The following is a 20449-nucleotide window of genomic DNA, read 5'->3' as shown; positions in this document are numbered from 1 at the left end:
GTCGCTTCGCTCGCCCGGCAGCGGAAGCGCGCTACCGCAGTGTCCTGGCGAGTTCCGCGACGCCGCCCTGCGCGTCCACCCAGTCCTTGAACTCCTTCAGCCCGGCGTCCCGGCCGACCACCGGCCGATAGCCGAAATCGCGCTCGGCCGCGCCGGTGTCGAAGGTCGCGCTGCGGGTGAGCAACGCGATCACGTATCGCGACAGGGGCGGCGACCATCGCTGGGCGACGTACGGCATCCGCCAGATCGCCTCGGTGACGCCGACGACGGCGGCGAGCACCCGGGGGTTCGGCCGCCGGCTCGGCGGCTCGAACCCGAACAGCCGCGAGACCTCCCCGACGAACTCCCACACGTCGGTCCGTTCCGCGTCGGCGACGTAGTACGCGCGGCCGCCGACCCGGTCCGACGCCGCGGCCCGCACGCAGGCGTCGACGATGTTGTCGACGTGACACAGCGAGGTGTGGACGGTCGCTCCGCCGGACAGGTCGGGCAGCGCACCCCGCGACGCCTTGGCGAGCAACCGGACGATCGGGCCGGACCGGTCCCCCGCACCCCAGATCGCGCGCGGGCGCAGCGCACACGTCGTCAGGTCCGCACCGTTCGCCGCGAGCACCCGCCGCTCGGCCGCCGCCTTGGTCTCCGAGTACAGGTTCAGGTACCGCACCGGGTACGGCAGCGATTCGTCCACGTCGACCTGGTCGCCGCCGTCGTACTCCATCAACGCGCTCGGGCTGGAGACGAACACGAATCGCGACGTCCCGCTACGACGAGCTGCGTCGAGCAGGTCCACCGTCGCTTGCACGTTCTCGGTCCAGAACTGTTCGCGGACACCGCGTTCGTCGACTCGCGCGGCGCTGTGGAACACCACGTCCACGTCGCGGGTCGCCGCCCGGAGCGACTCCCGGTCGGCGAGGTCCCCGTAGACCAGCGTCAGCCGGGAGGTGCCACCGAGATCGCGGAGATCGCTGGTGCGCCGTACCAGCACCGAGACGTCCATCTCGCCGTCCGCGAGCAGCCGCCGTGTCAACGCCCCACCGAGGAACCCGCTCGCCCCGGTCACCAATGCCCTCACCGCACCGCTCCCGTCGTCACTGTGTCTTCCACCAGGTCGCACCGAGCAGCATCGTCATCGCGACCACCTTCCCGTCCGAATGCCCCAGCCGGCGCCCGTGTTTCAGCGCCATCGGGACCTGCGCCGCGTGCGCTCCGACACTGAGCGCGACATCCGTCCACCACAGGGCTCGCAGGATCCTGCCCTCGAACGGACGGGCCAGTCCGATCGCCAGGAACAGCCAGCCCAGCACCGGAACCGCCCGCAGGAGCACCACACGCGTGCCGGTCATCTGCCCGCCTTCGCCAGTTGCCGCCCGGCCCACACCGACAACTGCTCGCGGCCGATCTTCGCGTTGTGCCGGATGTCGACCGGAAATCCCGGATGAAACAGGAAGTGCTCGATAGTGTCCGTGACGTGGCTCTGCGCGCCCAGTTCGCGCAGCTGTCGCTCGACCCGCGCCCGCTCGTCGGCCCGGACTCCCGGCTGCAACTCCACACACAGCACCGGTCGCCGGTCGGCGTCGCGACCGACGCCGACGAGTGCGGTCCGCGCCACGTCGGGCACGGTGTTGAAGATCTGTTCGCACTGCACCGTGAACAGGGTTCCATCGGCCGTCCGCACCCGCTGACTCTTACGTCCGCAGAACCAGATCCGGCCGGCCTCGTCGATCCAGCCGAGGTCACCGGTGCGGTGCCAGATCCGGTCCCCGTCGCGAATCTTTCCGAGTGCGTTCGCCTCGGCGGGCCAGTGGTAGCTGGTGCTCACGTTGGGCCCGGCCACCACGATCTCGCCGATGCCGCCTTCGGCCGCGGCGCGCTCCGCCGAGCGGTCCGGGACGGGACCGTCGGTGATCTCGATGATCCGTGCCTGCAACCCCGATGCGGGGCGGCCGAGGCAGGTCCCGGCACCCGCCTGGGCGCGGCCGACGAGTTCGCCGAGCAGTTCGCGGGATTCGATCGCCGACATCGGCAATGCCTCCGTCGAGCCGTATCCCGCCGACACCTCGCCGTCCTCGGGCAGCATCTCGCGCAGACCGGCGATCGCGTCGTGCGGAACCGGTGCACCGCCGGAGAACACCGACCGCACCGACGGCAGCGTGACGGTGTGCGCGCGCCCGTACCGCACCAACGGCACCAGCACCGCGGGCGAGGCGAACAGGGTCCGCACCTCGAACCGGTCGATCGCGTCCACGACGTGGGCCGGGTCCACCTCGCCGACCCGGCCCGGCGTGATCGGCGGGAGCACGCACCGCGACCCCAGCATCAGGTCGAGCACCCCGAAGATCGGCAACGTGATCAGCGAGGTGCCCGGCGGCACCCGGTCGCGGGCCTCGTCGACCTGCTCGAGCATGGCGGCCAGGTTTCCGTGGGTGAGGTTGACCGCCTTGGCCGGGCCGGTGCTCCCGGTGGTGAAGGCGATCATCATCACCTCCTCGTCGGGTGCGGCGGGCGTCGGCACCACCGGGCGGACGGGGGTGCGGCCCCATGACCGCAGGTTGTGTCCGCCCCAGGCCCGGCGCCCGACGGTCACCGGCACGCGCACCGTGGCGAAGGTGCGACGGAAGGCCAGCCGCAGCAGGTGCGCCTTCGAGATCCCCACGAAGGCCTGCGGCGCCACCGACTTCAGGCACCGCAGCATCGGGCGCAGGCCCATTCCCGGGTCGATCACCACGGGCACGGCGGACACCTTGAGCAGACCGAACATGATCGCGTAGAACTCGGGCCCCGGCGTCACCAGCAGCAGCGTGCGCATGCCCCGTCCGATCCCGCAGTCCTCGAACCGCTGCGCGAGCAGATCGGACCAGTCGTCGAGCTCGCGGTACGTGAGGCGCTCGTATCGCGGTGCCCCCGAGTCGGTTCCGTCGACCGAGTGGATCACCGCGTCGCGCCGGGGGTGCTCCGCCGCGATCGTGCGGAGCCGCTCGACGGAGCCGCAGTGCGCCCGCGGGGGTGCCGTCGTCACGGCCGCGTCGCCAACCGGTAGACGACGGCGGCGGCGCTCGGCCCCGCCCCCGCGGCGACGAAGAGGACGCGGTCGTACCCGGCGAGCAGCGCGTCCTCGGCAGCGTGGTGGTACGCGACCGTGAGCGCCGCGGTGTGCGCGTCGCCCTCCACCGCACCGCTGCCGATCACCGAGTCGCCGGGCAGGCCGAGTCGTCCCGCGAGCAGCGCACCGAACCCCTCGGTGGGCCGCGAGCAGATCAACGCCGTCCGCAGCGGGTCGGTGTCCGCGCCCATCGCCGAGGTCGCGGCCGAGGTCGCGACCTCGAGCAGGCGTTGCTCGAAGCCTTCCTCGCGCACCACGTGGACGAGGGAACGGCCGTGCACCCCCATCGTCGACATGTCCGCGAAACCCTCGGTGGCGGGGGATCCTTCGGACTCCGCGACCGCGACCGGCCCGAAGCCCTCGGGTCCGTCCGTCTTCTCGAGCAGCAGCGCCGCGCCCGCCGTCACGAACGGGAAGTCCGCGGCGGGCCGACGCCGCTGCAGCGACGGATGCGTGTCGCCCGAGACCACGAGAACGTGCTCGGCGCTGTCGGTTTCGAGCAGAGCGGTGGCCACCTGCACGGCGTTGAGCACCCCGCAGGCGCCGTTCATCAGGTCGAAGGAGAACGTGCGGGCGACGCCCTCCGGATACTCCAGCCCGATACCCGCCTCCCGCTGGATCAGCGCGGCGATGGACGGCTCGAACAGGTTCGAGTCGCGGTAGATACCGGTGTTGACCAGCACGCCGACCTGTTCGGCCGCGATGCCCGCGGCCGCCATCGCGGCCCGCGCCGCGCGGGCCGAGTGCTCGATGATGCTGGTGGTCACGGCGGGAACACTCACGCCGGTGGACTTGATGGCGATACCCATGACGAGTCAGACCTCCAGGGACGAAATCGTGGCGGACACGTAGCCGGTGACGATGCCGGACGCGGCCGGGACCATCAGGATCTTCGACCCCTTGGGTACCGCCTTGTCCTTCAGGTGGTCGTGCAGGACGACGAAGTGGGACGTGCTCGAGGTGTTGCCGTACTTCTCCACCACATTGAGCGGCGGCGGCATCGGCGTCTCGAACTCACGCTCCCCCAGTGCGTTCAGCATCAGCACCGCCGACGCACCGAACTGGTGATGGATGACGAAGTCGAAGTCCTCGTCCGCGAAGGTGCGCCCGCGCGCCGCGAGGAACTCCTTCTGCGCGTTCGTCCACAGCAGGAATCGGGACTCGTTGTGCATCTTGCGGTTGTCCGTGTAGAGCGCGATTCCCGCGGTCTTGTCGCTGGGCATACCCAGGCACAGGTTCGAGTACTCGGAGGCCGTCATCAACTCGATGTAGTCGATCTTGTCGTCGTCGTCGACGGCACGGTCGAGCACCACCGCCGCGCCCGAGTCGCCCACGGACAGCGAGGCGAACTGCAGGTCGTACTTCTCCGAGATCTCGCTGACCGCGGTCGACGAGATCGGGGTGATGTGCTCGCCGCTGACCACGAGGCCGGTCCGCGCCGCACCGGACCGAATCATCCGGTCGAGGACGTAGACGCCGCTGAGCATGCCCGCACAGGCGTTGGACAGGTCGAACGTCACCGCTCCGCGGACGCCCAGTTCCTTGGCCAGCATCGACGCGAAGGACGGCTCGAGGTACATGGTGTCGCGGTTCTTGCTACGCGAGATCGACGTCGAGATGATCACGTCGATCTCGTCCGCGCGGTAGCGGGATCGGCTCAGCGCGTCCCTGGCGGCGTTGAGCGCCAGGGTGAACGAGTCCTCGTAGCTGTCGGCGCGGGTGTCGGAGACACGTCGGTCCACCACGCCGGTGATGGCCTCGAGGTCGAAGGGCGGCGCGGTGGCCAGCCTGCCGACCAACTCCTTCGTGCTCAGGACCGTGCTGGGCAGGTAGGTACCTATCGATTCGAATCGGGACTTGGTCACCGTGGCTCCTCTGGATCGGTCGGCCGATACGGCCTCGGCGGGCGGACGAGTGCGGAGATTTCCGGATAGTGCGGGGCAAAGACACCGAGCGCGGTGGCTCGTTCGAAGTTCGGGTGGTCGGCGCGGCCGGCCAGCCCCGGCAGCGATCGCGCACCGAAGTAGCTACCGGGACGCGCACCGCCGCAGCCCGGCACCGGCGTGAGCCGGTCGTCGACTGCGGCCTCGAGGTTCCGCACGAACAGGTCGTGACAGGCCCGTAGTCCGCGCAGCATGACGTCCTCGAAGCGGTCGTGCGCGTCGATCGCGAACGGCTCCGTGTCGAGAACGGGACCGGTGTCGATGCCCGTGTCGACCGCGTGCAGAGTCGCCGCGTACTCCGTTCGTCCGTCGAGAATCGCGTGCACGACGGCGAGCTGCGGCAGCCCACGGTAGTCGGGCAACGGGCCGTTGTGGACGTTGTATATCCGCAGGCCCGAGTTGACCAGTTCCGGCCCGAGAATGGTGGGGTTGTTGACCGACCAGATCACCTGATCGGTGCAGGCACCGATCAGAACCTCGGCATGCCCGTTGACGTCCGCCACGGGCAGGTGCGGCACCGACTCGAGTCCGCGTGGGGGCATGGACCCGAACGGGGTGCACACCACGTCCACGACCGCACCTACGTCGACGGCGTGCCGCACGGCCCGCCACAGCAGCGCGCCGCTGCCGACCAGGATCACTGGGGCGCGGGCACGCGGGCGCGGTGCGCCGACTGCCGGACCCGACCCAGCGTCAACCTGTCTACGAGATCCTCCAGGTCCGCAACGAATCCGACGTCGTTGCCCGCGCCCACCACCCGCCGCGAGACCTGCGAGAGCATCTCGACCGCGGCCAGCGAATCACCACCGAGTTCGTAGAAGTCGGTCTCGTCGTCGAGGGCCGACACGTCGACCCGGAGGACCGACGCCCAGATCTCGGCGATCTCGTCGACCGGCGCCGCAACGGCCACCGGCACGGAGCCGGCACGGCTGCCGTCGAGGGTCACCGTGTCGAGCTTGCCATTGGCGGTCAACGGAATGTCCTCGACGACATGGAATTCGGCGGGGATCATGTACGTCGGTAGGGAGCACGACAGGAACTCCCGGAGCGCACCGGCATCCGGTACCGGATCGCCCCGGGAGACCAGATACGCGACGAGCACGTTGTCACCGCGGTCGGCGCGCCGCGCGGGGACCACCGCCACCTGTTCGAACGCGGGATGGGCGGCGAGGGCGGCCTGTACCTCGCCCGGTTCGACCCGGTTGCCCCTGATCTTGACCTGGCCGTCGATGCGGCCGGCGAACTCGAGTTCGCCGCCGGGCAGGGCGCGACCGAGATCGCCTGTGCGGTAGACCCGCTCGCCGCCGGGCAGGGTGACGAACCGCCCAGCGGTCAGGTCCGGCCGGTGCAGGTAGCCACGTCCGACCTGCGGCCCGCCGAAGTACAGTTCGCCGACCTCACCCTCGCGCACCGGCCTGCCGGTCGCGTCGAGCACGTGGACCGTCGTGCCCGCGGTGGGTCGACCGATCGGCACCGGCGCCACCCCGCCCGCATCGACGGTCACGATCTCGCGGACAGTGCACACGATCGACATCTCTGCGGGCCCATAGCTGTTGAGGACGCGGCAGTCCGGACCGAACAGTGCGAGGGCGGCGACGGCCAACGGCTCGTGCAGTGCCTCGCCGCCGATGCTCACCGTGCGCATCCCGGCCGGTTCGAGTCCGAGCCGAACGACCACCTCGAGCAGGCTCGGCGTCACCATGGCGGTGTTCACCGTGAAACCCTCGAAGATCTCGGCCAGCGTGAGGTGGTTCACCTCGCCGGGCACGAGTACCACGGCACCACCCGAAACCAGCGGGAGAAGCAATGCCGCACAAGCCATGTCGGCAGCCTGAGTGTGATAGTGCGCGAACCTCGTCGCCGGCCCCAACCGGTACAGGTCCGCCACCGAACCCAGCAGGTTCACGATGCCCCGGTGCTCGACCTGGACGCCCTTCGGCCGCCCGGTGGACCCGGAGGTGTAGGTCACGTAGGCGACGTCGCCGGGCTCCGCGAGATCGGATGCCTCGACCGACCCGTTGTCGGACCGGGTCGGGACGGCCTCGAGCACCGTCGTGTCCACCCCGCCGAGCCCCTCCCGCACGGCGTACTCCCGCTCCACGAGCGCGCACCGCACCGCGGCCTCCTCGAGAACGCCGCGGATACGTTCGTCCGGGTGGTGCGGATCCAACGCGAGGAATGCCGCTCCCGCCTTGAGGATTCCGAGGTGGCCCGCGACGGCAGCGAAGGTCCGGCGTGCCAGGATCGCGACCACGTCCCCGCGTCGCACCCCGCGACCGCGCAGTTCCGCGGCGATCGCATCGGACCACGCGTCGAGTTCGGCGTAGCTCAGTTCGCCCTCGGGCCCGAGTACCGCGGGGGACTGGGGCGCCGACCGAGCGTGGTCGCGAAACAGGCTGGTCACGGTCTGGTTGTCGACCGTGTCCGTCTGCACGACAACGGGGCTCGGCACCACGCCGACACCGAGCGCGGCCTCGATCCGGTCGAGCAACCGGTCGAGCCGAGGCGCCACGCCCGCGCCGTTGCGGCAGGACACACCCAGTTCGGTGCGGCCCCCGGACTCCATCACCGTGATCGTCAACGGCACCATCCCGGTGTGCACCGGCAATCCGCTGACGCGGGTGGCCGCGAATCCCGGACAGCTCAGTTCGCCCAGATCGGTCGTCCCCGTGTGGGACACGATGGCCGAGACGAGGTTGTTGCCGGTGCGGGCGCCGAGGAACACGCCCGCCCGGATGACGGTCCTGGCCGCGGCGGTCGGCATCTTCTGCAGCCCACCGTTGTTCATCTCGGCGAGTTCGCGCGACTCCACCATCCCGCGTAGGAGCCTGGCATGGATCCGGGACCAGCCGTCGCCGGGGACCGAGTCGAGGAACAGCGGCAGCGACAGGTTGGCGGTCGACCGCAGCCCGCGGTCGTGCCTGCGGATGTCGACCGGGACCATGACTCGCGTCCGACGACCGACCGCCTCGGTGATCACCTCGGCGATTCGGGCCACGGCCGCGGGCGAGGTCGACGCGACCGTACGTCTGCGCCAGAGGAATTCGGGTTCGCCGCACACGGATCTCGTCCGCCCCAGCGGCGAGCGGGACCGAGGGATCATCATCGTCGGCTTGCCCCGGACGCCGAGGCGCTCGACGAGCGTGTGGTCGGCGACGGCCGCGGGGGCGCCGAGGGGACGCTCGCCGCGCAGCAACCGGAACACCTCCGCCGCCCACAGGTGCACGCCCTTGCCGTCCATGACGCCGTGAAATGCCCTGAACACGACGGTGTTCGGCGACCCGGTCAGCAGCAGGACCTCACACGTCGGGCCCACGACGGGGTCGAGCGGACGGGTCAGCAGCGGATGGTCGTCGAGGTTCTCCCCGGACAGGCAGGCGTCGGCGATCACGTGCACCGGCGGCGCGACCCCGCTGTCCACCCAGTCGTCCCCGCGGCGGACCAACCGCGCTCCGGGGCAGGCCTGGGCGGCACCGGCCACCGCGACGGAGAGGTCCAGTTCGGTGATCTCGCCGTCACCTTCGACCAGCAACTGGATCGCGAACGGGGGCGCGAGGGTCTGCATGGCCAGGTACAGCCGTTCGGTCGGTGACACCGGCCGGGTGAATACGGGGGATGCCGAAGACAACGTCGCTCCTCGCCTGGTGGGTGGGCGAATAGTAACGTGTTCCAACACCCGGCGCGGGTCGTTCAGGTGGACCCGGCCGAGCCCCGTCCCCACACCGCGCGCGCGGAGCGTCGCTGCAGCAGCACGGCGACGGCCAGCACCACCAGGCCCGCGAGCGCCAGCAACGACCCGACCGCGGCGGGGGCGGCGTACCCGAAGCCCGCCGCGATCACCACGCCACCGATCCACGCGCCGAAGGCGTTGGCGATGTTGAGGGCCGCATGATTGAGCGAGGCCGCGAGCGTCTGCGCGTCGGCCGCCACGTCCATCAGCCGGGTCTGCAGCGCCGGGACCATCGCGGCACCGGCGAGTCCGATCAGGAACACGAACGCCAGCGCGGTGACGGGGTTGCGCACGGCGAGGACGAACAGCGCCAGGATCCCCGCCAGCGCGGTCATCGACACCGCCAGGCCCTTCATCAGCGCCCGGTCGGCGAGGTGCCCGCCGACCAGGTTGCCGACGACCATGCCGAGCCCGTAGAGCATCAGTGCGACCGGGACGAACGATCGAGGCACCCCGGACAGATCGGTGAGGGTGGTGCTGATGTACGAGTAGACCGCGAACATGCCGCCGAAACCGACCATGCCCATGATCAGCGTCATCCACACCTGCACCCGCCCGAGGGCGCCCAATTCGGTGACGGGGTTGGTCGTCGGCATGGCGTCGAGCCGCGGTATCCAGGCGACCAGGGCGGCGACCGTCGTAACCCCGATGATCGCGACCAGGGCGAAGGCACTGCGCCAGCCGAGGCTCTGCCCGAGCCAGGCCGCGACCGGCACCCCGACGACATTGGCCACCGACAGGCCCATCATGACCATGGCGACGGCCTTGGCCCGCCGACCCGGTTCGGCGAGGTGCGCGGCGACCAGGGCGGCGACCCCGAAGTACGCCCCGTGCGGCAGGCCCGCCACGAACCGAGCCGCCGTCAGCGTCGCGTACGAGGGTGCGAACACCGAGGCCACGTTGCCGATCGTGAACGCGACCATGAGCGCGATCAGCAGGGTCCGGCGCGGTACCCGGGCCGTCGCGGCCGCGATCAGCGGGGCGCCGACCACGACGCCGAGCGCGTACGCGGAGATGACGTGGCCGGCGGTCGGCTCGGTGATGCCGAGGCCGGCCGAGATCTCCGGCAGCAGACCCATCGCGACGAACTCGGTGGTGCCGATCCCGAATCCGCCGAGGGCGAGGGCGAGCATCGCGGGTCGCCGGGCAGCGCTCGCCGGCCCGGACGTGCGGGCGGCGGGAAGTGTCGGCGAAGCCACCGGTCGATTCTCCGCGCGCGGGTGGTCGAAACTCCACGCGAGCGGCGGTGACATCGCTCACCCGGACGCGAGGAGGGGCGCCCCGAATGTGTCCGGGACGCCCCTCCTCGTGGTGCAACGGTCGGTGCTACTTGCCCGCGTACGCCTTCTGCAGGTTCTCGTCGAGTGCGCCGAGGAACTCCTCGGTGGTCAGGTAGCCCTGGTCCCCGCCGACGAGGAGCGCGAGGTCCTTGGTCATCTGGCCGCCCTCGACGGTCTTGATGACGACGTCCTCGAGCTGCTGCGCGAAGTCGATCACCTCGGGGGTGTTGTCGAGCTTGCCGCGGTGCTCGAGGCCACGGGTCCAGGCGAAGATCGACGCGATCGGGTTGGTCGACGTCGGCTTGCCCTGCTGGTGCTGGCGGTAGTGCCGGGTGACGGTGCCGTGCGCGGCCTCCGCCTCGCAGGTCCGTCCGTCCGGGGTCAGCAGCACGGACGTCATCAGGCCCAGCGAGCCGTAGCCCTGCGCGACGGTGTCGGACTGGACGTCGCCGTCGTAGTTCTTGCACGCCCAGACGTAGCCACCCTCCCACTTGAGCGCGGAGGCGACCATGTCGTCGATGAGGCGATGCTCGTAGGTCAGGCCCGCGGCGTCGAACTCCGCCTTGAACTCTTCCTCGTAGATCCGCTGGAACTCGTCCTTGAACATGCCGTCGTAGGCCTTGAGGATCGTGTTCTTCGTCGACAGGTAGACCGGGTAGTTCTGCTGCAGGCCGTAGGACAGGGAGGCCCGCGCGAAGTCCTGGATGGACTTCTTGAAGTTGTACATGCCCATGACGACGCCGCCGTCCTCGGGCATCTTCACGACCTCGTGCTGGATCGGCTCGCTGCCGTCCTCCGGGGTGAAGGTGAGGGTGACGGTACCGGCCTGGTGGACCTTGAAGTCGGTCGCGCGGTACTGGTCGCCGAAGGCATGACGCCCGACGATGATCGGCTTGGTCCAGCCCGGAACCAGGCGCGGCACGTTGGAGATCAGGATCGGCGCGCGGAAGATGGTGCCGCCGAGGATGTTGCGGATGGTGCCGTTCGGGGAACGCCACATCTTCTTGAGGCCGAATTCCTCGACCCGGGCCTCGTCCGGGGTGATGGTCGCGCACTTTACGCCGACGCCGTGCTTCTTGATCGCGTTCGCGGCGTCGATCGTGACCTGGTCGTCGGTCTTGTCGCGGTATTCGATGCCGAGGTCGTAGTACTCGAGATTCACATCGAGGTACGGATGGATCAGCTTGTCCTTGATGAACTGCCAGATAATGCGTGTCATCTCGTCGCCGTCGAGTTCGACGACGGTGCCCTCAACCTTGATCTTCGACATGTGTACTTCGCGTCCTCCTAGGAAGTTTCCCCTGGTCACACGGTTTGCGATCGCACTTTGTGGGCGGACCGCGAACGACTCAATCAGTAAACCTGTACAGCGCGCGCAAACCGGGGTTTCCGCGCCAAACAAGACAAGCGTACTGCTAGCGCCCCGGGCCGCCACGCGTGCCCCGAGGGTGGGGCGCCGTACTGTCCGGTAACTTTCGGGGGTTCGGTCACCGCCACCCTGGTCCCCGACCCGCCGACGGAGTGCAATGGAGGGTGTGCGACACGTCACACAGTAGCGGTTCCCGACAGGAGCTGACCATGACCGACGACTCCGCCCCCGGTCCCCGACCGGTACGCGCACCACGCGGTACGAACCTGACGTGCCGCGGGTGGCCGCAGGAGGCCGCGCTCCGAATGCTGATGAACAACCTGGACCGGGAGGTGGCCGAGCGCCCCGACGACCTGGTGGTCTACGGCGGAACCGGGCGGGCCGCCCGCAGTTGGGCTGCGTTCGACGCCATCGTGGCAACACTGGCGACGCTCGCCGACGACGAGACCCTGCTGGTCCAGTCGGGGAAGCCGGTGGGCGTGCTGCGCACCCACGAGTGGGCGCCGCGGGTGCTGATTGCCAACTCGAACCTGGTCGGCGACTGGGCGAACTGGGAGGAGTTCCGCCGGCTCGAGGCGCTCGGTCTGACCATGTACGGCCAGATGACGGCCGGCTCCTGGATCTACATCGGCAGCCAGGGCATCCTGCAGGGCACCTACGAGACCTTCGGCGCGGTCGCGCGCAAGAGGTTCGGGGGCTCGCTCGCCGGCACCATCACCCTGACCTCCGGCCTGGGTGGCATGGGCGGGGCGCAGCCGCTGGCGGTGACCATGAACGGCGGCGTCGCGATCTGCGTCGAGTGCGACCCGGACCGGATCAACCGCCGGATCGCCCACCACTACCTCGACACGAAGACCGAGAACGTCGAGTCGGCGCTGGAGATGGCCGTCCTCGCCCGCAGCGAGGGGTACCCGCTGTCGATCGGGCTGCTCGGCAACGCGGCCGAGGTGCTGCCGCGACTGCTCGCGATGAACGCGCCGATCAACATCGTCACCGACCAGACCTCCGCACACGATCCACTGAGCTACCTGCCGATCGGGGTCGAACTCGAGGACTGGCACCGACTGGCCACCAAGGACCCCGACCGGTTCACCGAGCAGGCACAGGAGTCGATGGCCGCGCACGTCGAGGCGATGGTCGGGTTCATGGATGCCGGCGCCGAGGTGTTCGACTACGGCAACTCGATCCGCGACGAGGCACGCAAGGGCGGCTACGACCGGGCCTTCGCATTCCCCGGCTTCGTGCCGGCCTACATCCGGCCGCTGTTCGAGGAGGGACGCGGACCGTTCCGGTGGGCGGCGCTGTCCGGCGACCCGCGCGACATCGCCGCCACCGACCGGGCGATCGTCGGACTGTTCCCCCACGACGAGCACCTGCGACGCTGGATCGAAATGGCCGGTGAGAAGGTGCATTTCGAGGGCCTGCCCGCGCGGATCTGCTGGCTCGGCTGCGGCGAGCGGCACCTGGCGGGACTGAAGTTCAACGAGATGGTCGCCTCCGGGGAACTGTCCGCGCCGATCGTCATCGGCCGGGACCACCTCGACGGCGGGTCGGTCGCGTCCCCCTACCGCGAGACCGAGGCGATGGCCGACGGCTCCGACGCGATCGCCGACTGGCCGCTGCTCAACGCCCTCGTCAACACCGCCTCCGGGGCCTCCTGGGTGTCCATCCACCAGGGCGGCGGGGTCGGCATGGGGCGGTCCATCCACGCCGGCCAGGTGTGCGTCGCGGACGGCAGCGAGCTGGCCGCGCAGAAGCTCGAGCGGGTGCTCACCAACGACCCGGGCACGGCCGTGATTCGGCACGCCGACGCCGGGTACGTCCGGGCCGCCCAGGTCGCCGCCGAACAGGGCCTGCGCCTCCCCATGAGCGAGGTGTGACGGCATGGCCGGCGACCGGTGGACGGTCATCGAGAACATCGGATCCCTGGTCACCAACGACGCGTCGTCGGGAGAGGGCCCGCTCGGGGTGATCCACGATGCCGCGGTGGTGCTCGGCGACGGGCTGATCCAATGGGTCGGGCCGCGCTCCCGGATTCCCGAGGGCGGCCCGTACGCACGGCACGACCTCGAGGGCCGGGCCGCGCTGCCCGGGTTCGTCGACAGCCACGCGCACCTGGTCTTCGGCGGGGATCGGGCCGACGAGTTCGCCGCCCGGATCACCGGCACCCCGTACGACATTCACGGCATTGCCGGCACCATCGCGGCCACCCGCGACGCCACCAACGCCGAACTGAGCGCGAACACGTCGCGCCTGGTAGCCGAGTCGCTGCGATCGGGGACCACGACGGTCGAGTGCAAGTCTGGCTACGGGCAGACCGTCGCCGACGAACTGCGCAGCCTCTCGATCGCCTCCGTGTACACCGACGAGACGACGCTGCTCGCCGCGCACGTCACCCCACCCGAGTTCGCGGGGCGCCCGGACGAGTACGTGCAGGCGGTGTGCGAGTGGATGATTCCGGTCTGCGCTCCGCACGCCCGCTGGATCGACGTGTTCTGCGAGGTCGGGGCCTTCGACGCCGACCAGTCGCGGGCGGTACTCGAGGCAGGAGTCGCGGCCGGGCTCGCCCCACGCGTGCACGGCAACCAACTCGGCCCTGGCGACGGCATCCGGCTGGCCGTCGCAGTGAACGCCGCGTCGGTGGACCACGTCAACTTCGCGACGGACGAGGACGTCGAGTCGCTGGCGGCGAGCGGGACCGTGGCCACCCTGTTGCCCGGGGCCGACTTCTGCACGCACAACAGGTATCCCGACGCACGGGCACTGCTCGACGCGGGTGCGACCGTCGCGCTCGCCACGGACTGCAACCCCGGAACCAGCTACACCACCAGTATCCCGTTCGCCATCGCGCTGGCGGTGCGCGAGCTGCGCATGAGTCCGGACGAAGCGGTGTGGGCGGCGACGGCGGGGGGTGCAGCAGCGTTGCGACGCACCGACATCGGACACCTCACCGTCGGCGCGCGGGCCGATGTGATCGGACTGGACGCACCCTCATACCTGCACCTGGCCTACCGGCCGGGCGTGGCGCTGGTCCGTGAGGTCTGGAAGGACGGCGAACTGCGATGAGCGGCATCGACATTGCGCCCCGGCCCTGGTCCGGGCGCGAGGACGGGGTGGGGCCCGAGCACCTGCGTTGGCACGCCGCCGTGACACCACTGACCGCCGACTCCGAACCGGGCGCCTGCGTGCTGGTCGGGTTCCGCAGCGACGAGGGGGTGCGGCGCAACCAGGGCAGGCCCGGCGCGGTCCGCGGACCGGTCGCGGCGCGCCACGCGCTCTCCTCCCTGGCGCTCGCCGAGCCCCTGCGGATCCTCGACGCGGGCGACATCGCTGTCCGAGACGGCGATCTCGAGGACGCGCAGCGCCGGCTCGGCGTGGTGATCGCCGGACTGCTCGACGCCGGGCACTTCGTCACCGTCCTCGGCGGCGGGCACGAGGTGGCCTACGGCAGCTACCTCGGCATCGCCGGCTCGTCCCTGCTCGACTCGGGCGCGCGGCTGGGGGTGCTGAACCTCGATGCGCACTTCGACCTGCGGGCCGACCCGGTTGCCAGCTCCGGGACCCCGTTCCGCCAGATTGCGGACAGCGAGGCCGAACGCGGCCGATCACTGCGCTACGCGGTGCTGGGCATCGCGCAGCCGAGCAACACCCCGGCCCTCTTCGGGCAGGCCGCCTCGGTGGGGGCCCGGTTCCTGCTCGACGAGGAGTGCACCGCGGCGAAGCTGCCGGCGGTCGAGTCGTTCGTGCATGAGTTCCTCGGCGCGGTCGACGTGGTGCACCTGAGCATCGACCTGGACGTGCTGCCCGCGGCGATCGCGCCCGGTGTCAGCGCCCCAGCCGGGTTCGGGGTGCCGGTCGAGGTGATCGCCGGGGTGTGCGAGACCGTCGCCCGCAGCGGCGCGCTGGCGGTGCTCGACGTCGCCGAACTCAATCCGAGGTTCGACTACGACAACCGGACCGCGCTCACCGCGGCCCGGCTGATCCACCACGTGGTCAGCGCACGATGACCGTCCCGCGCATGTCCGGGTGGAACGTGCACAGGTACTGGTAGGTGCCGGGCTGGGCGAAGGTGAAGCTGAAGGTGCCCTCCTTCATCGGCGGGCTGTGCAGCACCGACTTCGCGTCCCCGACACCGACCACGTCGTGCGGGGTGCCGCGGTCGTCGAACTTCCAGGTAACCGTCTCACCCGCGCTGACGGTGATCGAATTCGGCGTGAACGCCATGTGTGCGACCTCGACCACCGGCCCGGTCGCCGGTGCGGACGTACTGGACGTCGACGAACTGCTGCACCCCGAAACACCGGCGGCGACAACGATTCCCGCGACGAGCACCCGGGCGGCTGTCTTCATCGCTCCAGCCTAGCCGCCCGCACCGCAGCGGACGGCCGGGAAACGGTTGTCAAGCGACCTGATCCGCCGGACGAGTTCGGGCGGCCCGGCGAGCCGCGGCCGGAGGAATCGACGGTATGCGAGGCCCAAGATCGCCAGCCACACAGTTCCGACGAAAAGCGCAACCCGGGTGTCGGCGTCGAAGGCGAGCACCGCGATCACGAAAACGAGGAGGTACACCGCGGCGCCGCCGATCATGTACGCCAACAGGACCGCCGGTCCCGCTTTCTGGATCGCTTCGGCCGAGACGTAGAACAGCCCGGTACCGATGGCCGAGCCGAGGGCGATGAACCGGATGTGGCGGGCGGTCAGACCCCGGGTCAGCGCCGAAGCGGCGTCTTTCACTGTGGGTCTCCCAGCCGGATGGTCAAACGTTCGACGTGCGCCGAGCAGTGCAGTGCAGTGCAGTGCTGTAAGGCAGGTCACACCAGGTAGAGCGGGGTTTCGGCTCCCTGCGGGGGTTCGCTGCCGGGGCCAGCGTTCCATCGGCGCGACCGGTGCAGCTAAGATCGGCGCCAGGTCATGAGTGTCAGCATCAAGCCCCGGCTAGCTGGCCGGCAACCCTCCATCCGCGGTGGGGTGCCCCGGGTGATGACCTGGTTTTCCGAAGGACAGTTCGGATGACAAGCGCGGGTCCGCTGGGACGGACCCACAGACAGGGCCACGACCCGACGGAGGTTCACCATGTGTTGTTGTCGCAGTTAGTCCTCATCTGCCATTCGGCGCCGCCGCCGCGCCGCACTCCCCCACTTCTCCTGGAGTAGACGACCCATGAGCGAGAACATCCCCGCCTCGACTGATCCGGCCTCGACCTGGAGCTTCGAGACCAAGCAGATCCATGCCGGTCAGACGTCCGACGCGACCACCAAGGCGCGCGCACTGCCGATCTACCAGACCACCTCCTACACCTTCGACAGCACCGATCACGCCGCGGCGCTGTTCGGTCTCGCCGAGCCGGGCAACATCTACACCCGGATCATGAACCCGACCCAGGATGCGGTCGAGCAGCGGATCGCCGCCCTCGAGGGCGGCGTCGCGGCGCTGCTGCTGTCCTCCGGCCAGGCCGCGTCGACGTTCGCCATCCTGAACCTGGCGGAGGCGGGCGACCACATCGTGTCGAGCCCGCGTCTGTACGGCGGCACGTACAACCTCTTCCACTACACGCTGCCCAAGCTCGGCATCACCGTCGAGTTCGTCGAGGACCCGGACGACCTCGACCAGTGGCGGTCGGCGATCAAGCCGAACACCAAGGCGTTCTTCGGCGAAACCATCTCCAACCCGCGCAACGACGTGCTCGACATTCCCGGTATCTCGGCGCTCGCGCACGAGCACGGCATTCCGTTGATCGTCGACAACACGGTCGCGACGCCCTACCTGATCCAGCCGCTCTCGCACGGGGCCGACATCGTGGTGCACTCGGCCACGAAGTACCTCGGTGGCCACGGCACCGCGATCGCGGGCGTCATCGTCGACGGCGGGTCGTTCGACTGGACACAGGGCCGGCACTCGGGCTTCACCACCCCGGACGCCAGCTACCACGGCGTCGTGTTCGCGGACCTCGGCGCGCCCGCTTATGCGCTCAAGGCACGCGTGCAGCTGCTCCGCGACGTCGGGGCCGCTGTCTCCCCGTTCAACGCGTTCCTCATCAGTCAGGGCATCGAGACCCTGAGTCTGCGTGTCGAGCGGCACGTGGCGAATGCGCAGCGGGTCGCCGAGTTCCTCGAGGCACGGCCGGACGTCACGGCGGTGGCCTACGCCGGGCTGCCGAGTTCGCCGTGGCACGAGCGTGCGCGCCAGATCGCACCCAAGGGCGCCGGCGCGATCGTGGCCTTCGAGCTGGCGGGCGGCGCCGAGGCGGGAAAAAAGTTCGTCAACGCCCTGACCCTGCACAGTCACGTCGCTAACATCGGCGATGTGCGTTCTCTCGTGATCCACCCCGCTTCGACCACCCACGCGCAGCTGTCCCCCGAAGAACAGCTCGCGTCCGGCGTCACGCCCGGACTCGTCCGGCTGGCAGTCGGCATCGAGGGAATCGACGACATCCTGGCCGACCTCGAGACCGGCTTCGCGGCGGCTGCGTCTTGACCCTCAGCTCCGTATCGGGCGCCCGTCCGGCAGGGTCTCCAAAAGGATTCCCGACGCCGGACGGGCGGCTGACGAGCGTCCCGGTCGGCCCCGTGACGCTCGAGAGCGGCGCCGTCATCGACGACGTCGTCCTCGCCGTGCAGTCCTGGGGCGAGCTCAGTCCCACCCGGGACAACGTCGTGCTCGTCGAGCACGCACTGACCGGGGACTCCCACGTCACCGGTCCCGCCGACAGCGACCATCCCTCCCCCGGCTGGTGGGACGGAATGGTCGGTCCTGGTGCACCGATCGACACCAACGAGTGGTGCGTGCTCGCCACCAACGTGCTCGGCGGGTGCCGCGGCAGCACCGGGCCCGCCTCCCTGGACGCGGAGGGACGTCCGTGGGGTTCACGGTTCCCCGAGATCTCCATCCGCGACCAGGTCGCGGCCGAGGTCGCGCTCGCCGACACCCTCGGTATCGAGCGGATCGCCTCGGTGATCGGCGGATCGATGGGCGGCATGCGTGCACTCGAGTGGATCGTCGAACATCCCGACCGAGTCGGCTCGGCCCTGATCCTGGCTGTCGGCGCGCGGGCCACGGCCGATCAGATCGGCACCCAGACCACTCAGATCGCCGCGATCGAGGCCGACCCGGACTGGCAGGGCGGCGACTACCACGGCACCGGGCGAGTACCCCGGACGGGGCTGGCCATCGCCCGCCGGATCGCGCACCTGACCTATCGCACCGAGGACGAGCTCGACGCGCGATTCGCGAACTCCTCGCAGCGCGGCGAAGACCCGTGGCAGGGCGGCCGGTACGCCGTGCAGAGCTACCTCGAGCACCAGGCCGACAAGCTGGTCGCGCGCTTCGATCCGGGCACCTACGTTCTGCTCACCGAGGCGATGAATCGGCACGACGTCGGTCGCGGACGGGGCGGGGTCGAGGCCGCGCTGGCGTCGACCCCGGTCCCGGTGATCGTCGGCGGCGTCGACTCCGACCGCCTGTACCCACTGTGGCAACAGGACGAGTTGGCGACTCATCTCGCGGGCTCGGGCCCGGTCCGAGTGGTGCACTCGAAGGACGGCCACGACGGTTTCCTCACCGAGGCCGACTGGGTCACCAGCCTGCTCGGCGAGACCATGGCGCTGGCCAGGGCCGGTCGCTCGGGGCCCGCGGCGGCGTTCCGCTCGGCGTAGGAACGGCGCTGATTCGTCGACCGTTTCGACCTCGCCCGGTACGCCGGTCGGAGGCTTCCGTTCGTCCGACGCCGGGTCGGTAAACTCTGCGGCGTGCAGTCGCCCGCGATCCGTCCCGCCGCAACACTCGATCCTCGACGCGACGGCAGGTGCTCGGCGGACGTACACCCGTTCCCGCCGACCGACGGGCGCCGGACTCGGATCGACATCGGGGACCTCCGACTGGAGAGCGGCGAGGTGCTGCCCGATGTCACCCTCGCCGTGCAGTGTTGGGGCACCCCCACCCCGGAGATGGACAACATCGTGCTCGTCGAGCACGCGCTGACCGGCGACTCGCACGTCACCGGACCGGCCGGACCCGACCACCTCTCCCCCGGCTGGTGGAACGGGATGGTGGGTCCCGGCGCACCCATCGACACCGACGAGTGGTGTGTGCTCGCGGCCAACGTGCTCGGCGGCTGCAGCGGCACCACCGGGCCCACCTCCCCGGCTCCGGACGGGCGCCCGTGGGGTTCGCGATTCCCCGCCATCTCGGTCCGCGACCAGGTCGAGGCGGAGGTTGCGCTGGCCGATGCGCTCGGAATCGCGCGGTTCGCGTCGGTGGTCGGCGGGTCGATGGGCGGCATGCGCACCCTCGAGTGGATCGTCGGCCACCCGGACCGGGTTCGCTCGGCCCTGGTCCTGGCCGTCGGTGCCTGCGCGACAGCGGACCAGATCGGCGCCCAGACGACTCAGGTCGCCGCCATCACCGCCGACCCGCACTGGCAGGGCGGCGACTACCACGACACCGACAGGACCCCGGACGACGGTCTGCGCATAGCCCGCCGGATCGCGCACCTGTCCTACCGCGCCGAGTCCGGCCTGGACGCCAGCTTCCGGAACTCCCCCCAGTCGGGCGAGGATCCGCGACGAGGCGGCCGCTACGCAGTGCAGAGCTACCTCGAGTACCAGGCGGACAAGCTGGTGTCACGCTTCGACCCTGGCACGTACGTGGTGCTGACCGAGGCCATCAACCGGCACGACGTCGGTCGCGGCCGTGGCGGCGTAGCGGTCGCCCTGGCGTCCACACCGGTCCCGGTGATCGTCGGTGCCGTCGATTCGGATCGACTGTTCCCCCTGCGCCAACTCGAGGAAGTCGCGCAGCACCTGCCGGGCTGTGACGGGCTGCGGTTGGTCCGGTCCACCGACGGACACGACGGCTTCCTCACCGAGGTCGCATGGGTCACCTCACTCCTCGGAGAGACCATGGCCCTGGCCAGGTCGGCCGGTGCGGTGCGTGAGTCGGCACCGGTGTATCCCAACTAGCGGGCAGCTGTTTCCAAATCCGACCGGTCGGTTCGATGAGATGCCGAGCTGACCTTGATATGCAATTAGG

16 protein-coding genes, 1 pseudogene and 1 riboswitch are annotated in these 20449 nt (G+C 70.1%); of the genes and pseudogenes, 6 read left to right on the top strand and 11 right to left on the bottom strand.

Annotated features, from left to right (window positions below; genetic code table 11):
* Nucleotides 1–31 precede the first annotated feature (31 nt).
* From ACFVH2_RS03520 to ACFVH2_RS03480, 9 genes are all read right to left on the bottom strand, one after another.
* On the bottom strand, nt 32–1072 hold the full coding sequence (locus ACFVH2_RS03520) for an NAD-dependent epimerase/dehydratase family protein (protein WP_378422312.1): 1041 nt from the start codon (nt 1070–1072) through the stop codon (nt 32–34).
* Nucleotides 1073–1088: 16 nt separating this feature from the next.
* Nucleotides 1089–1343, bottom strand: coding sequence for a hypothetical protein (locus tag ACFVH2_RS03515; RefSeq protein ID WP_378422310.1), 255 nt, complete (start codon nt 1341–1343; stop codon nt 1089–1091).
* Nucleotides 1340–3016: a fatty acid CoA ligase family protein gene (locus ACFVH2_RS03510; protein ID WP_378422308.1), complete on the bottom strand. Its 1677-nt coding sequence runs from the start codon at nt 3014–3016 to the stop codon at nt 1340–1342. Before ACFVH2_RS03510 ends, ACFVH2_RS03515 begins: the two co-directional genes overlap by 4 nt.
* Nucleotides 3013–3909, bottom strand: coding sequence for a hypothetical protein (locus ACFVH2_RS03505; RefSeq protein ID WP_378422307.1), 897 nt, complete (start codon nt 3907–3909; stop codon nt 3013–3015). The genes ACFVH2_RS03510 and ACFVH2_RS03505 overlap by 4 nt, the downstream gene beginning before the upstream one ends.
* Nucleotides 3910–3915: 6 nt before the next feature.
* Nucleotides 3916–4965, bottom strand: a complete 1050-nt coding sequence (locus ACFVH2_RS03500; protein WP_378422305.1) for a 3-oxoacyl-ACP synthase III family protein — start codon at nt 4963–4965, stop codon at nt 3916–3918.
* Nucleotides 4962–5684, bottom strand: coding sequence for a formyltransferase family protein (locus ACFVH2_RS03495; protein ID WP_378422303.1), 723 nt, complete (start codon nt 5682–5684; stop codon nt 4962–4964). Before ACFVH2_RS03495 ends, ACFVH2_RS03500 begins: the two co-directional genes overlap by 4 nt.
* Nucleotides 5681–8671 carry a non-ribosomal peptide synthetase gene (locus ACFVH2_RS03490; RefSeq protein ID WP_378422301.1) on the bottom strand — a complete coding sequence of 997 codons (2991 nt, stop codon included), beginning with the start codon at nt 8669–8671 and terminating at the stop codon, nt 5681–5683. The genes ACFVH2_RS03495 and ACFVH2_RS03490 overlap by 4 nt, the downstream gene beginning before the upstream one ends.
* 62 nt (nt 8672–8733) lie before the next feature.
* Nucleotides 8734–9906, bottom strand: a complete 1173-nt coding sequence (locus tag ACFVH2_RS03485) for an MFS transporter (RefSeq protein ID WP_378422651.1) — start codon at nt 9904–9906, stop codon at nt 8734–8736.
* Nucleotides 9907–10099: 193 nt separating this feature from the next.
* A complete protein-coding gene (locus tag ACFVH2_RS03480) occupies nt 10100–11323 on the bottom strand; it encodes an NADP-dependent isocitrate dehydrogenase (protein WP_378422300.1) in 1224 nt (407 codons plus the stop codon).
* A gap of 308 nt (nt 11324–11631) precedes the next feature.
* On the opposite strand from ACFVH2_RS03480, the gene hutU reads away from it, so the two are divergent.
* From hutU to hutG, 3 genes are read left to right on the top strand one after another with little or no spacing between them, the layout of a single operon-like run.
* A complete protein-coding gene (gene hutU / locus ACFVH2_RS03475; protein ID WP_378422298.1) occupies nt 11632–13302 on the top strand; it encodes a urocanate hydratase in 1671 nt (556 codons plus the stop codon).
* Between the two features lie 4 nt (nt 13303–13306).
* Nucleotides 13307–14488 (top strand): imidazolonepropionase, encoded by a 1182-nt coding sequence (gene hutI / locus ACFVH2_RS03470; RefSeq protein ID WP_378422296.1) that lies wholly within the window; start codon nt 13307–13309, stop codon nt 14486–14488.
* Entirely contained in the window at nt 14485–15429 is a 945-nt protein-coding gene (hutG, locus tag ACFVH2_RS03465; protein ID WP_378422295.1) for a formimidoylglutamase, read from the top strand. Before hutI ends, hutG begins: the two co-directional genes overlap by 4 nt.
* Here the strand turns inward: hutG and ACFVH2_RS03460 are convergent.
* Together ACFVH2_RS03460 and proY are read right to left on the bottom strand one after the other, a co-directional pair.
* A complete protein-coding gene (locus ACFVH2_RS03460) occupies nt 15416–15772 on the bottom strand; it encodes a cupredoxin domain-containing protein (protein ID WP_378422292.1) in 357 nt (118 codons plus the stop codon). The genes hutG and ACFVH2_RS03460 overlap by 14 nt on opposite strands.
* A 183-nt stretch (nt 15773–15955) precedes the next feature.
* A pseudogene (proY, locus tag ACFVH2_RS03455) lies at nt 15956–16156 on the bottom strand (proline-specific permease ProY); the annotation flags it as partial.
* Nucleotides 16157–16329: 173 nt separating this feature from the next.
* Nucleotides 16330–16447, top strand: a riboswitch (SAM riboswitch).
* 135 nt (nt 16448–16582) lie between these two features.
* Between proY and ACFVH2_RS03450 the strand changes: the two are divergent.
* From ACFVH2_RS03450 to ACFVH2_RS03440, 3 genes are all read left to right on the top strand, one after another.
* Nucleotides 16583–17896 (top strand): bifunctional o-acetylhomoserine/o-acetylserine sulfhydrylase, encoded by a 1314-nt coding sequence (locus ACFVH2_RS03450; RefSeq protein ID WP_378422290.1) that lies wholly within the window; start codon nt 16583–16585, stop codon nt 17894–17896.
* Complete coding sequence (locus tag ACFVH2_RS03445) at nt 17893–19074, top strand: homoserine O-acetyltransferase (protein WP_378422288.1); 1182 nt, start codon at nt 17893–17895, stop codon at nt 19072–19074. Before ACFVH2_RS03450 ends, ACFVH2_RS03445 begins: the two co-directional genes overlap by 4 nt.
* A 201-nt stretch (nt 19075–19275) precedes the next feature.
* On the top strand, nt 19276–20379 hold the full coding sequence (locus ACFVH2_RS03440) for a homoserine O-acetyltransferase (RefSeq protein WP_378422649.1): 1104 nt from the start codon (nt 19276–19278) through the stop codon (nt 20377–20379).
* Nucleotides 20380–20449 lie beyond the last annotated feature (70 nt).

The sequence above is a fragment of the Rhodococcus sp. NPDC127527 genome (genome assembly GCF_042672245.1).
In the GTDB taxonomy this organism is placed as follows: Bacteria; Actinomycetota; Actinomycetes; order Mycobacteriales; family Mycobacteriaceae; genus Rhodococcus_G.
Note: the sequence above shows the minus strand (reverse complement) of the source record. Positions and strands in the feature narration are given on the sequence as shown.

Coding starts and splice junctions, on each gene's coding strand:
- ACFVH2_RS03515 (WP_378422310.1), bottom strand. CDS start 1,343: ATGACCGGCACGCGTGTGGTGCTCCTGCGGGCGGTTCCGGTGCTGGGC.
- hutU (WP_378422298.1), top strand. CDS start 11,632: ATGACCGACGACTCCGCCCCCGGTCCCCGACCGGTACGCGCACCACGC.
- hutG (WP_378422295.1), top strand. CDS start 14,485: ATGAGCGGCATCGACATTGCGCCCCGGCCCTGGTCCGGGCGCGAGGAC.
- ACFVH2_RS03450 (WP_378422290.1), top strand. CDS start 16,583: ATGAGCGAGAACATCCCCGCCTCGACTGATCCGGCCTCGACCTGGAGC.
- ACFVH2_RS03485 (WP_378422651.1), bottom strand. CDS start 9,906: ATGCTCGCCCTCGCCCTCGGCGGATTCGGGATCGGCACCACCGAGTTC.
- ACFVH2_RS03460 (WP_378422292.1), bottom strand. CDS start 15,772: ATGAAGACAGCCGCCCGGGTGCTCGTCGCGGGAATCGTTGTCGCCGCC.
- ACFVH2_RS03480 (WP_378422300.1), bottom strand. CDS start 11,323: ATGTCGAAGATCAAGGTTGAGGGCACCGTCGTCGAACTCGACGGCGAC.
- ACFVH2_RS03505 (WP_378422307.1), bottom strand. CDS start 3,909: ATGGGTATCGCCATCAAGTCCACCGGCGTGAGTGTTCCCGCCGTGACC.
- hutI (WP_378422296.1), top strand. CDS start 13,307: ATGGCCGGCGACCGGTGGACGGTCATCGAGAACATCGGATCCCTGGTC.